This window comes from Flavobacteriaceae bacterium GSB9, assembly GCA_022749295.1.
In the GTDB taxonomy this organism is placed as follows: Bacteria; Bacteroidota; Bacteroidia; order Flavobacteriales; family Flavobacteriaceae; genus Flavisericum.
Genome location: CP062007.1, coordinates 2,074,546 through 2,087,630, shown reverse-complemented (window position 1 = coordinate 2,087,630; position 13,085 = coordinate 2,074,546). Strand labels below are relative to the sequence as shown.

The window sequence follows — 13,085 nt, the reverse complement described above, 5'->3', positions numbered from 1 at the left end:
TTGTTTAAAGTATAATAATTAAAAGTAAAATAATAATAATGGCCCCACTAGAAATGTAAATGCCGTTTCCTGAACCTCGAACCGCTTTTTTTATGGTTCTCACTTCCTTGCGCAATTCTTTTCTTTCACTTCGGCTTAAATCAGATTTGTCCATGTCTTTTATTTCATGGATTCTGTCGATCATAATTTTTATTTCTTCAGGGATATCGTCTGTTTTTTCCCGAACATGGTTTACAGGAGGAGTTTCGTTTGCTGAAACCGTGCCAGGAACTAACACAAACAACATGGCCATAACCATCATGTAAAATGCTTTTTTTCTCATAATTTAAGTTTTTTATAACGTGTTATTTCTTTAAATATACGACTATTTTAGATTGGTTTTGCCAAATTCAGAATGGTTTAAACAAAAAAAGGGATGATTTAGCTTATAAATCATCCCTTTTCTATTTTTATAAAAAACCTATTTTCCTTTGTTAACTTTTTCGATATATTTTTCTAAAGCCATGGTCATCGAAGGCGTTTCTGGGGTAGGAGCAGAAATGTCTACACGCAACCCTTTTTCTTTTACCGCTTTAATAGTTGTGTTTCCAAACACAGCAATTCTCGTGTCGTTTTGTTTAAAATCCGGGAAGTTTTTAAATAACGATTCAATTCCAGAAGGGCTGAAAAATACCAAAACATCATAAGTTACGTGTTCTAGGTCCGATAAATCACTAACTACGGTTTTGTAAAACGTGGCTTGTTTCCAATCTACTCCTAAAGCATCCAGTGTATTTGGCACTTCTGGTTTAACCTTATCGGTATTTGGAAGCAAGAATTTTTCGTCTTTGTATTTTTTTATTAATGGAGAAAGTTCAGCAAATGTACGTTTACCTACATAAATCTTACGCTTTCTATAAACCACATATTTTTGTAGGTAGTAGGCCACAGCCTCAGACTGGCAAAAATATTTCATGGTATCTGGTACTTTAAAGCGCATTTCTTTAGCTACTCTAAAAAAGTGATCAACAGCATTTCTACTTGTAAGAATAATGGCTGTGTAATTGTTCAGATCAATTTTTTGGTGTCTGATTTCTTTTGCCGGCACACCTTCAACATGAATGAAGGGTCTGAAATCAATTTTTACGCGTTGCTTTTCTTGTAAGTCGAAATAGGGCGAGTTCTCAATTTTTGGTTCTGGTTGAGAAACTAAAATTGTTTTCACTTTCATAAGCGTAGGCTGTTTTTTCTTTTTATTTATCGATAAACACCTTGTATAAAATCACATAAGGTGCAAATTCGAGAGCGCAAAGATACAAAATAAAATAAAATATGTTGTGTTTTATTAAACTTTGATAAGATTTCAAGGAACTTAAAAGTCCGACGATATTCAAAATCAATAGTAATCCAATGATGCTAAAAATAATGGTTGTATTGGGTGTAAAACTGTAAAGCATCAGTGCGTTAATAGGTAACAAAATGAGCCCTAAATAATTTTTAAAGCTTATTTTGTGAAATATATATTGGTCAACCAGTTGATCTATTTCGAATAGGCTGCCTATTAAGCGTTCCACAAGTACTTTAATCAATATAAAAACGGCAATGGCCACAAACAATTTAAACATATCGTTTAAAGACAGGTTGTAGCTGTAGGAATTTGATACGTGCCGCAAGCTTATAAGGCAAAACACCAATATAGATAAAATTAGGTTTCCAAAAAGCAGGGCGTCAAACTTATCGAAAAACTTTTGGTCACGCGAATAAATTTTAAGGTACTTGTCGTTGCCCAAGACCAAAATAAAATCGTCAAAGCGTTTGGGTGACATTAATTTTGCGGCGGCAACCACTACCAAGCCCACCATGAGAAGGATGGTAAATAATTCGTTTGAAACTATATGGCGAAACATGGCATAAAATTATTATATTTTTCAATAATCGCTGGTATTATTAAGTAATATTTAAAAAAAATAAACGCTTATTGATGTACATTTGCCAAAACTTATTTACTGTATTTGTGAAAGTAAAATTATGGCCGAAATCATTGTAATTATTCCAACATATAATGAAATTGATAACATAGAAGCTATCATAAGGGCCGTGTTTTCACAATCGGAGAAAATAGATATTTTAATTGTTGATGACAATTCGCCAGATTTAACAGCTTTGAAGGTTGAAGCGCTTCAAAAAGAATTCGCAGGTCGCTTGTTTTTAGAAGTAAGAAAGAAAAAGGCTGGATTGGGAACGGCTTATATCCATGGTTTTAAATGGAGCCTAAAACAGGACTACAAGTATATCTTTGAGATGGATGCTGATTTTTCGCACAATCCAAGAGATGTTATGAAACTTTACCAAGCTTGTCATGACAATGAAGCCGATATGGCCATAGGCTCAAGGTATGTTACAGGCGTCAATGTGGTTAATTGGCCTATGGCAAGGGTGCTAATGTCGTACTTTGCATCAAAGTACGTACGTTTTGTTACGGGCATGAAAATTCATGATGCAACGGCAGGTTTTGTGTGCTATAAACGGCAGGTTTTAGAAACAATCGATCTCGAAGCCATAAAATTTATAGGCTATGCGTTTCAAATTGAAATGAAATTTAAAACCTACATTAAAAACTTTAAAATTGTTGAAGTGCCTGTTATCTTTACAGATAGAACCAAAGGTGAATCTAAGTTAAGTTCAGGAATTATATCAGAAGCTATTTTCGGCGTAATTTCAATGAAGCTGAAAAGTTTGTTTAAGAAATAGAATCTTTTTTTATGAAAAAAACTACTCTTATAAAAAATGCCAACATTGTAAACGAAGGGCGTGTTTTTAACGGTGATATTCTCATTGAAGGCGAATATATAAAAAAGATAGATGATTCTATCAGTGCAAAATCTTCAGAAGTTCATGTGCTTGATGCCGAAGGTAAATATGTTTTTCCTGGAGCTATAGACGACCAAGTGCATTTTAGGGAGCCAGGGCTTACGCACAAGGCGAATATTGAAACTGAAAGTAAGGCAGCCATTGCAGGGGGTATTACGTCATTTATTGAAATGCCCAACACTAATCCGCAGACCACCACTATAGAAAAGCTCGAAGAGAAATTTGAAATTGCCGCAAAAACATCTTTTGCCAATTATTCGTTCATGTTTGGAGGTACTAACGATAATTTGGATGAAGTTTTAAAGCTGGAGCCCAATCAAGTGGCCGGTTTAAAATTGTTTTTGGGCTCTTCAACAGGGAATATGCTGGTTGACGACCCAGAAGTGTTAGAAAAAATTTTCAAAAGTACTAACATGGTCATTTCCGTACATTGCGAAGATGAGACGACCATAAAGAAAAACTTTGCAGCGTACCATGAAAAATTTGGCGACGATATTCCTGTAAAGTATCATCCTAAAATTAGAAGTGAAGAAGCTTGCTACCTCTCATCCTCAAAAGCCATCGAATTAGCAAAAAAGACGGGGGCAAGATTACATATTTTTCATCTTTCAACTGGAAAGGAAACCCAGTTGTTTACCAATAAAATCCCTCTAAAGGATAAAAAAATTACGGCCGAGGTTTGTATACATCACCTTTGGTTTTCTGATGACGATTACGAGAAAAAGGGCACCTTGATAAAATGGAACCCTGCTGTAAAAACAGCGCAGGATAGAGAAAAGTTATGGGAAGCCTTGTTGGACGATAGAATTGATGTAATAGCAACAGACCACGCGCCACATACTATAGACGAGAAAAAAAACGTTTATACCAATGCGCCATCGGGAGGGCCACTGGTTCAGCATGCCCTGCCAGCTATGTTGGAAATGTTTCATAAAGGAAAAATATCATTGGAAAAAGTAGCTGAAAAAATGTGCCATAATCCAGCTATTTTATTTCAAGTTGATAGACGTGGCTATGTGCGTGAAGGCTATTTTGCAGATTTGGTTTTGGTAGATTTAAATAATCCGTGGACCGTAAAGAAAGAAAATATTTTATATAAATGCGGATGGTCTCCTTTTGAGGGAGCGACGTTTAGATCTAAAATAACACACACGTTTTTAAATGGTAATTTAGTATACCAAAATGCTACTTTTGGTAAGGTGAAATCTGCTAAACGACTAACATTTAACAGATGATTTTTAGAAAATTAATGTTATGCTTAGGGCTTGTTTTTGTAGTTGTAGGGTGCAATAACATAAAAAGTCCAGAAAAGCCCGAAAACCTGATTTCCAAAAAGGAAATGGTCAATATTTTAATTGATGCCAAGCTTATCACTGCAGCCAGTTCGGTTAACAAAAGAATGATGAGAGATAGCGGCGTGGTTGTGAGTAGTTATGTGTTTAAAAAGTACAATATAGACAGCTTACAGTTTGTTGAAAGTAACAATTACTATGCGTTTCACTTAAAGGATTATGAGGCTATTTATGCACAAGTATCTGATAGTTTGGAAAAACTCAAAGAAGCATTGAAAGAACAAGAGGCCGAAGAATGGAAAGTACAAACAAAACGTGAAGAAGATTCTTTAAAAGCTGTTAAAAAAGATTCTATTCGGCCATTAAAGGCAACAGATTCTTTAGTTAGGAGTGCAAAACGCGATTCGCTGACCGAACTTTTTCTTGAAAAGAAAGTTTCAAAAAAAGAAATGCTTCCTAGTCCTGTTTCAGATATTGTTTCCCCGTAGCAATAATGGTGTCTTCCATGTCTTGAAATTTATAATCCAAAGCATTCTTTATTTTACTGCAATCAAATTGGTTAACTGTATTTAAAGAATGTGCCAATTGTTTGGTTAGTTGTCTGCGTTTGCCTGTGAGTTTGTGGAATAGCCAATCCATACGCCAAGTAATGCCTAGAAGTAGTGGGCCAATCTTTTTTTGAGGAGGCTTCGCATTTACGGACTTGGCCATGGTCTGTAAAAATTTTTTATACGACCAATTTTCAGCAACTAAAACAAAACGTTCGTTGATTATGCTGCTCTCCATTAGTGATAACATCACCGATACTACGTCATCGACAGAAACTAGACCTATGCTGCCAGCAGGATAGTATTTGATGCCTTTGCTGGCTTTTTTAAAAATACTTCCAGAACCATAATCCCAAATTCCAGAACCTATAATTACACCGGGGTTAACTATAACAGTATCTAGGCCTTCCTGAGAACCACGCCAAACTTCCATTTCGGCACCATATTTTGTAATGGCATAAACACTATTGTCTTTTTCAGGGTTCCAAAACGTTTCCTCAGTAACGGGTTTCTGCCCAATGGTAGTTCCTAATGTGGCAACTGAACTAGCGTAACAAAGTTTTTTTATATTTTTTGAAATGGAAATGTTAACGATATTAGCGGTTCCCTCAATGTTAGTTTTTCTTAAAAGGTGGTATTTGTCAGGCTCAAACGAAACAAATGCCGCGCAATGATAAACCAAGCTAACACCATTGAAGGCTTCAGTTAAAGTGGGGATGTCTAAAATATCGGCTTCAACCCACTCAATGCGGTTAAAAACAGCGTCGTAATCGTCTGTGTAAGAAGAGAACACGCTTTTAGTTTTAGCTAGTTTTTGTTCGCTTCGGTAAATAGCTTTAACCTTTTTGTCTGTACTCGCTAGCCTAAAAAGCAAATGGGCACCTACTAAACCTGTTCCTCCTGTTACTAAAATCATAAAACGAAAGTAAAGAAATATTTAATAAGGCTAAGTAATTATACCCGTATTTTTATCTTTGCATAGTTTTTAAAAAAGTAACACTAAAATGAAGAATTTTGTTGAAGAATTAACGTGGCGTGGTATGATACAAGATAGTATGCCAGGAACTGAGGAGCATTTAATGGAAGCTATGCGTTTGGCGTATGTGGGTATTGATCCCACGGCTGATTCTTTACATATTGGTCATTTAGTAGGTGTTATGGGGCTTAAACATTTTCAATTGGCAGGGCATAAACCTGTTGCCTTGGTGGGAGGTGCTACCGGAATGATTGGCGATCCATCTGGAAAATCGGCTGAGCGAAATCTTTTAGATGAAAAAACGCTTAGACATAACCAAAACGCTATAAAAGAACAGTTGTCCAGATTTTTGGATTTCGATAGTGATGTCGAAAATGCGGCTATTATCGTGAACAATTACGATTGGATGAAGAATTTTTCATTTTTGGAGTTTATTCGTGATGTTGGCAAACACATAACCGTTAATTACATGATGGCTAAAGATTCGGTAAAAAAAAGATTGTCGTCTGATGCTACGACGGGGATGAGTTTTACAGAATTCACGTATCAGTTGGTTCAAGGTTACGATTTTTTACATCTGTACCGCGACAAGCATTGCACCTTGCAAATGGGCGGCAGCGATCAATGGGGTAACATTACGACTGGTACGGAGTTGATTAGAAGAATAGATTCTGGAAAAGGGTACGCTTTAACGTGGCCACTTATTACGAAAGCCGATGGGACAAAATTTGGAAAAACCGAAGGCGGTAATATTTGGTTGGATGCCGAGCGTACGTCGCCTTATAAATTCTACCAATATTGGCTAAATACCAGTGATGTTGATGCCGAAAAGTATGTTAAGATTTTTACCTTTTTAAGTAAATCTGAAATTGAAAAATTGGTAGAAACACATAAAGAAGCACCGCACATGCGGGCTTTGCAAAAGCGTTTGGCTGAAGAAATTACCGTAATGGTACACTCTAAAGAAGATTTAGATAATGCTATCAAGGCCAGTAATATTCTTTTTGGTAAATCTACTTCTGAAGATTTAAAGGAACTTAACGAACAAACCTTTTTAGATGTTTTTGATGGCGTGCCACAAACACAATTGTCAAGATCTGAGATTGATGGCGGTTTAGATATTATTGGAGCTTTGGCCGAAAAAGGTAGGTTTTTAAAATCGAACGGTGAGGCACGAAGAGCATTAAAGGAAAATTCTATTTCGGTAAATAAAGAAAAGGTAAAAGACAGTTACAGCATTACATCAAAAGATTTGATAAACAATAAGTTTGTATTGCTTCAAAGGGGTAAAAAGAATTATTTTGTTTTGCAATTCGATTAAATAAATAAGGCCCGAATTTAAATTCGGGCCTTATTGTTAACAAACCAAACTAATAGCTAAAATTTTCTTTTTCTTAGCTAAGTGTTTAGTCGAGCTTTTTAAAACTCCTTACACATGACCTCATTCTTTAAATTGTATTTTAACCCAGTTTTCATCAGCCTTCTTTTGTAGTTCTTTGGGGTTTTCTTTGTTCCATAATTTTAGGGTGTTGCTGCCCCAAGCCTTATAAAATAAATACAGTTTGCCTTCTTGAATTAAAAAGGCTTTCGGGTTGATTAATATTTTTTGGCCTTTTAGAGCTATTGCATAGGCGCAATATCCACCGTATTGCGGAATATATCTTTTGGGTTCTTTTAAAAAAAGGTTTAAATTTTCTTAGAATGAAACCTATACCAAACCCCATCAAATAAAGTTTTGTATTTGTCTGTGCCTTCAATGGCTTGATTGTTAAAATAGGCTACAACGTCATAACCCTTGGCCATATAACCACTTTTTAAATTGTGGTCTATTTGTTGGGCATATGCGACAGATGCAACCATTAAGGTTACGTACAGAAATAAACGTTTCATGAATTTGATTTACCGATTGAGTCTAAAAAAATAAAATTCCTTACAACAATTACAGCGCCATTAGGTTGCAACCCCGAATATCTGAGTTGTCAAAACGGCCAATAACCTCAAAAGTGTCATTTTCCAAAACCCTTCCTAAATCTTGAGTGGCTATAAAAGAACACGAATTGATGTTGGCTAAATCAATGATATTGATGCCGCCAGTTTTGTTCTTTGGGTTTAATGTCAAGGGGTCTTCGGTATCGCGGGTTAAAACTCTCATCCAAGGAGGGCATTCAAAAATACCGTTACCTTTAGAATAGGCCTGGCTCAAAAGCTCGGTCATGCCATATTCGCTATGTATTTTGTTTACACCAAAACCTTTTTTTAGTTTGTGGTGAAGTTCGGCGCGTATTATTTCTTTCCTTCGGCCTTTCATGCCTCCAGTTTCCATGACAATAGTGTTTTTCAGTTTGAATCGGTGGAGGTCTATTAAGTCCAATAATGCAAAAGAAACGCCAATGAGTAATATTTTTTTGGCGGACGCATCTAGTTTGGTCAAATGGTTTTGAAGGTCTCCCAGATTGTTGAGGTAAAATCCGCTTTCAGGTTGCTTTGAGGCTTTAATAAGCGCATCAACCATGTAGGTAAGAGAAGAGCCTTTGCGCTCTAAATAGGAGGGCAATAATGCCAGCACCACATAATCCTCAATATTACCATAAAAATGCTGAAAGCCTATTGAAAAGCTTTTCTCGTAAATTTTTAAATCTTTTACCAAGTGCTTGCTTGTGGTATTTCCCGTGGTTCCAGAGCTTGTAAAAGTGGTTTCGATGGGAAGATTTGAGCTTAAAACATTTCGGCTTTTAAAAAATTGAATAGGTAAAAACGGAATGTCTTTTATAGTTTTAACATCGCTGGGGTGTTTGTATAATAAGTCGCAAAACGACCGATAAACCTTATTGTTTTCAAACTGAAATTGAAAAACTTGTAATGCTGCATTTTCAAATTTCTGAGTGGTTTTAATATTGAAAATGTTGTTTTGGTCTATCATTAATAAACTGTAATTTTAATATAGTGTGCCTATCGATTTTACAAAAGTAGGTAAAATAAAAAAGCGTTACCAAGTAAGTAACGCTTTTAAAAACTTTAGGAGTTATAGATTTATTTGATTATTAATTTTTTCGTTGCCAAAGCATCATTTTGAAAAACTTCAACAATGTAAACACCGGGTTTTAACATCGAAATATCTAGTCTTTTGTTGGTAACCGATGCTTTAAATATGCTTTTGCCCAAAAGACCGTAAACGGTAACCTCCATAGTTTTTGTGTTATTGCTCAATAGGTTTACATGTCCTAAATGGCTTGGATTTGGAAACATTTTAAAATCGGCAATAGATCTTGGGGTGTTAGTGGTTAATGTGGCCTCAAAAGATTGTGAAATGATTATATTGTCAACTCGAACAGTTTCGTTCTCTGATGAATCAGATTGGCGAAGCGCAAAAGCTGTAATGGCATTTCCGGGGTCGTCTTGGTCGCTGCCTTGTATTGAGGTATCTTCTTCGCTCGAAGCGTTTATCCAGAGTTGGGTTTGGTTAGTGTCTTGGTCGTATTTTACTGTGGCACGATAGGTGGTTTCAAAAGACAGGTCCGTTGCCCATATCGCTTCGGCAGTACTACTAAGTGTGGCAATTCCAACTGAAAAGTCGCCATTAGAAGCCGGCGGTACAATATCAAGACGAGCAGTAAAGCTACTTGTGCCTACCATAAAATGGGCAAAATACTCGTTGTCCGACCCGCTGTAGGGGGCTCCCAAATCATCAACCGAAAAATCAAAGGCGTAATAAATACTTCCAGAAACCGCCGTAAATGATATGTTGGCATCTTCACTAGGTGAACCATGTTGCACAACAGCTTCACCTGATGAAATTAACAAATCGCCTTCGGTTCCGCTGTGGTTAGACCATGTACCGTTCCCTACGAGGCTGCCGTCAGTATAATCAAATGATTCGGTAAGGATAATTTGCCCGAACGAACAAAAAGAAATAAAAAAAGTAAGTGAAAAAAAGTAAAATTGTTTCATAGTAAAAAGATTTAATTAAAACACTAAAAGTAATGACTGTGATTTAATTAATTTTACTAAAAACCTAAATTTATTGATTTTTTTACTGTTAAATAACGATTTCTTTACTTTATCACTAATTTTCGGGTTTCGCTAATGTTGTTTTCGGTAACTTTTAAAATATAGATTCCTGGTTTGAGATTAGAAATATTCAATTGTTTGCCTCTTAAAAAAGTAGCAAAAATACGTTTCCCCAAAACATCATAAAACGCTATATTTTTGTTCGCGTTTAAGGAGGATTGTATTGTTAAAAAAGTATTGGTAGTGGTGTTTAAAGGGTTTGGGAAAACCGAAAGTCCTTTAATGCCTTTTTCTTGTGGCGGATTATTCCATATGCTTTGTGCTGTGACTTCCTGTGCAGAAAACAGTAAAAATGCAAAACACAACATGGTGAAGTAAAGCTTTTTCATAAAAGTCGATTTGGTCCTGTAAAGTTACTTTCATTAATCAAAATTGGTGCCAAAACAGTGTTAAAATTGCTGGTTTTCAGATGAAAAATCGACAAAAGGTTAATTTAGTGTAAGTTGTTTGTTATCTTAATGTTATTAATATGGTGTTTTAAAAGGAATTATGTTTTTAGTTTTATCTTTACCCTTGTATAACTAGTAGTTGACAAAATATGAAGAAGAAAGATATTAAAATTCTTTTAGTTGATGATGAGCCCGATATTTTAGAAATTGTAGGGTATAACCTAAGCAACGAAGGCTATCATGTCATTACAGCCGAAAACGGACAAGAAGGTGTGAAAAAGGCAAAAAAGGAAATTCCGCATTTAATTATTTTAGATGTGATGATGCCTGAAATGGACGGTATTGAAGCCTGTGAAATTATCCGTAAAAATCCAGATTTAAAAAACACTATCGTAACTTTTTTAACAGCGAGGGGTGAAGATTACTCGCAGGTTGCTGGGTTTGATGCAGGGGCTGATGATTACATCACCAAGCCCATTAAGCCAAAAGTATTGGTAAGTAAGGTTAAAGCGCTTCTAAGACGATTTAAGGAAGAAGATGTTGACGACACCGTTAAAGTGGGCAGCTTAGTGATTAATAGAGATGAATACAAAATCACATCAAAAGGAAAAGAGATAATATTGCCGCGAAAAGAATTTGAATTATTATCTTTATTGGCATCAAAGCCCGGTAAAGTTTTCAAGCGAGACGAAATACTCGATACCGTTTGGGGCAACGAGGTAGTTGTTGGCGGAAGAACCATTGATGTGCACATAAGAAAATTACGTGAAAAACTGGGTGATGATAGTTTTAAAACCATAAAAGGCGTCGGCTATAAGTTTGTAGATTAATGCAGACAAAATTTAAAAAATCATACCGGTTTGCGATAAAAACATCGCTATACATAACCATATACATAACACTCCTAATGAGTGTTTTTTTATATTACTTCTACGAGTTTAAATGGTATCAGGTTTTAGGTATATCAATTAGCCTTTTTGTGTTTTGCTTTTTAATTATTCAGTATAGTGTAGAGCGATTTATATACAAAAGGGTAAAAAAAATCTATGATGACTTAACGTTATTGGAGTCGGCTGATTTAAGCAAAGGCCCTATAACGACAGATATGCGCACCCTAACCCAAGAAATAGATAAGTTTGCCAAAGACAAAAAAATTGAAATTGAAACCTTAAAGGTGCGTGAAGAATACCGTAAGGAGTTTTTCGGTAATGTGTCGCACGAGTTAAAAACCCCCCTATTTACGGTTCAAGGTTATATATTAACCTTGTTAGACGGTGCTATTGAAGATAAGGCAATTCGGGAAAAATATTTAAAACGTGCTAGTAAAGGTATAGAAAGGCTGGGCTATATTGTTAAGGATTTGGATATGATAACCAAATTAGAGGTAGGCGACCTAAGGTTGAAAATAGAAACCTTTGATATTGTTGAGCTTACCAAAAGTGTATTCGATATGTTAGAGATGAAAGCCTCTAAAAAGAAGATTACACTAACATTCGACAGAGATTACCCAACCCCAATATTAGTAAACGCAGATAAAGACCGCATCCAACAAGTTTTGGTAAACTTGGTGGTAAACTCCTTAAAGTATGGGAACACAAAAGGAACCACAGAGATAAGCATAGAAAATCTTATAAAAAACAAAGTCATTGTTCGCGTAACCGATAATGGCGAGGGTATAGAAAAAGTACATGTGCCTAGGTTGTTCGAGCGTTTTTACCGTGTAGATAAAAGTGGATCCAGAAAAGAGGGCGGTTCGGGCTTAGGGCTTTCCATTGTAAAACATATTATTGAGGCCCACCAAGAAAAAATTTATGTTGAAAGCGAGTACGGCGTGGGTAGCGAATTTTCATTCACTTTAGAAAAGGCTGAATAGCTCTTTATAATCCAAATTAAAATTAAAAGCCTTAAGCCCAATAAAATTTGAGGTATTGTTCAGTTTTTCAATAGTAAACTCGTCTTGACTGCAACTGGGCACTAATTGCATTTCTGTTAATCGTTCCGCTAAATATTCCTGTTCAAATTGGCCGGGTGTTGGTATAAAAAAGGCCTTTTTGTTAAGTTTGGCTAAATCCATAACCGTTGTATATCCCGATCGCGAAAGTACCAAGGCGCTTTCATTTAATGTTTTTTCCAATAGGTCGGAGGTCATAAAATTGTAAATAGTCATGTTGCCAATAATTTGTATAGTTTGCTCCTGTTCCAGGATGCCTTTTACAAAAACCACTTTTCCTTTGTAGTTTTTAAGTTCTTCAAAAAGTTTTTGTTCAAGCATGGTGCGTTGTGGCTCCGGCCCAGAAAGTAATACCAGTAAGTCGTTTTTTATGTCGCATGGCTTGGTGTTAAACCTACTTAAAGGGCCAATATATTTTGTGGGGATGTCAAATGTTTTTGTATGTCCCAACTTTCCGCTTAAATTTAGTTCACCATCAGTATCAGGAACCCAGCAAGCATCAAACTTTTTAATAAACTTTTGGTGCATTTTGGTGCTCAGCCAAGTGGTAGTGCCACTTAAAACATTCAGCTGGTGCGTAATAAATACCGAGGGTGTGTTTTTGTTTCTAACGCCCAAGCGATTATCAGATATAATGCCCGCAATATCATTATGTTCTAAAATACCACTAATGGCTTTTTTTTCAGCTTTAATGGTCTTTAATAGTCTGGGCGAATCCTTTATCAATTTTAGCTTAAACATTTTGCCGTTTTTGGCATACGTAATATTGTACGAAGGCAGTTCAATAGACGATAAGTTTGGGAATTCCTTTCGCAACAGTGAAAGCGCATCCCCATCACTAGCAATAATGGGCACAAAGCCTTCCTGTACTAAAGCATTGATAATGGGGATGCACCGGGTGGCATGTCCGAGTCCCCAATTTAAAGGCGCAACTAAAATTCGTTTTTTCATTTTAATTATTGGGCGTTACCACAAGGGTCAGGCTTTCGGCAGTCGCTCTCTGCGAGGAGC

At 36.1% G+C, this 13,085-nt stretch carries 15 protein-coding genes; 6 read left to right on the top strand and 9 right to left on the bottom strand.

The window, feature by feature from the left end; translation table 11 throughout:
* Positions 1-4: 4 nt before the first annotated feature.
* The 3 genes from GSB9_01827 to GSB9_01825 form a co-directional block, all read right to left on the bottom strand.
* Positions 5-322 carry a hypothetical protein gene (locus GSB9_01827; protein ID UKM65264.1) on the bottom strand — a complete coding sequence of 106 codons (318 nt, stop codon included), beginning with the start codon at positions 320-322 and terminating at the stop codon, positions 5-7.
* 138 nt (positions 323-460) lie between these two features.
* Positions 461-1,210, bottom strand: a complete 750-nt coding sequence (locus tag GSB9_01826) for a uroporphyrinogen-III synthase (GenBank protein ID UKM65263.1) — start codon at positions 1,208-1,210, stop codon at positions 461-463.
* A gap of 22 nt (positions 1,211-1,232) precedes the next feature.
* On the bottom strand, positions 1,233-1,886 hold the full coding sequence (locus tag GSB9_01825) for a DUF4271 domain-containing protein (GenBank protein UKM65262.1): 654 nt from the start codon (positions 1,884-1,886) through the stop codon (positions 1,233-1,235).
* A gap of 121 nt (positions 1,887-2,007) precedes the next feature.
* Here GSB9_01825 and GSB9_01824 point away from each other — a divergent pair, with 121 nt between their 5' ends.
* Genes GSB9_01824 through GSB9_01822 form a run of 3 tightly spaced genes read left to right on the top strand, consistent with a single transcriptional unit; the run spans position 2,008 to position 4,630 of the window.
* Positions 2,008-2,730, top strand: a complete 723-nt coding sequence (locus GSB9_01824; GenBank protein ID UKM65261.1) for a polyprenol monophosphomannose synthase — start codon at positions 2,008-2,010, stop codon at positions 2,728-2,730.
* Between the two features lie 11 nt (positions 2,731-2,741).
* The gene (locus tag GSB9_01823; protein UKM65260.1) at positions 2,742-4,085 is read left to right on the top strand and encodes a dihydroorotase; all 1,344 of its coding nucleotides are present in this window, start codon (positions 2,742-2,744) and stop codon (positions 4,083-4,085) included.
* Positions 4,082-4,630, top strand: a complete 549-nt coding sequence (locus GSB9_01822; protein UKM65259.1) for a DUF4296 domain-containing protein — start codon at positions 4,082-4,084, stop codon at positions 4,628-4,630. The genes GSB9_01823 and GSB9_01822 overlap by 4 nt, the downstream gene beginning before the upstream one ends.
* Here the strand turns inward: GSB9_01822 and GSB9_01821 are convergent.
* Entirely contained in the window at positions 4,599-5,606 is a 1,008-nt protein-coding gene (locus tag GSB9_01821) for an NAD-dependent epimerase/dehydratase family protein (protein ID UKM65258.1), read from the bottom strand. The genes GSB9_01822 and GSB9_01821 overlap by 32 nt on opposite strands.
* Positions 5,607-5,694: 88 nt before the next feature.
* Here GSB9_01821 and tyrS point away from each other — a divergent pair, with 88 nt between their 5' ends.
* Entirely contained in the window at positions 5,695-6,987 is a 1,293-nt protein-coding gene (gene tyrS, locus GSB9_01820) for a tyrosine--tRNA ligase (protein UKM65257.1), read from the top strand.
* A 365-nt stretch (positions 6,988-7,352) separates the two neighbouring features.
* Here the strand turns inward: tyrS and GSB9_01819 are convergent, their stop codons facing one another.
* From GSB9_01819 to GSB9_01816, 4 genes are all read right to left on the bottom strand, one after another.
* Positions 7,353-7,556 (bottom strand): hypothetical protein, encoded by a 204-nt coding sequence (locus tag GSB9_01819; GenBank protein UKM65256.1) that lies wholly within the window; start codon positions 7,554-7,556, stop codon positions 7,353-7,355.
* Between the two features lie 49 nt (positions 7,557-7,605).
* A complete protein-coding gene (locus GSB9_01818; protein UKM65255.1) occupies positions 7,606-8,586 on the bottom strand; it encodes an acyl transferase in 981 nt (326 codons plus the stop codon).
* A gap of 110 nt (positions 8,587-8,696) precedes the next feature.
* Complete coding sequence (locus tag GSB9_01817; protein ID UKM65254.1) at positions 8,697-9,614, bottom strand: T9SS type A sorting domain-containing protein; 918 nt, start codon at positions 9,612-9,614, stop codon at positions 8,697-8,699.
* Positions 9,615-9,718: 104 nt separating this feature from the next.
* Positions 9,719-10,063 carry a T9SS type A sorting domain-containing protein gene (locus GSB9_01816; protein ID UKM65253.2) on the bottom strand — a complete coding sequence of 115 codons (345 nt, stop codon included), beginning with the start codon at positions 10,061-10,063 and terminating at the stop codon, positions 9,719-9,721.
* A gap of 209 nt (positions 10,064-10,272) precedes the next feature.
* Between GSB9_01816 and GSB9_01815 the strand changes: the two genes are divergently transcribed.
* Together GSB9_01815 and GSB9_01814 are read left to right on the top strand one after the other, a co-directional pair.
* Positions 10,273-10,953, top strand: a complete 681-nt coding sequence (locus tag GSB9_01815; protein ID UKM65252.1) for a response regulator transcription factor — start codon at positions 10,273-10,275, stop codon at positions 10,951-10,953.
* Positions 10,953-11,996 (top strand): ATP-binding protein, encoded by a 1,044-nt coding sequence (locus GSB9_01814; GenBank protein UKM65251.1) that lies wholly within the window; start codon positions 10,953-10,955, stop codon positions 11,994-11,996. Before GSB9_01815 ends, GSB9_01814 begins: the two co-directional genes overlap by 1 nt.
* Here GSB9_01814 and GSB9_01813 read toward each other — a convergent pair.
* The gene (locus GSB9_01813; protein UKM65250.1) at positions 11,979-13,025 is read right to left on the bottom strand and encodes a glycosyltransferase; all 1,047 of its coding nucleotides are present in this window, start codon (positions 13,023-13,025) and stop codon (positions 11,979-11,981) included. The two genes, GSB9_01814 and GSB9_01813, sit on opposite strands and share 18 nt — an antisense overlap.
* Between the last annotated feature and the right edge of the window lie 60 nt (positions 13,026-13,085).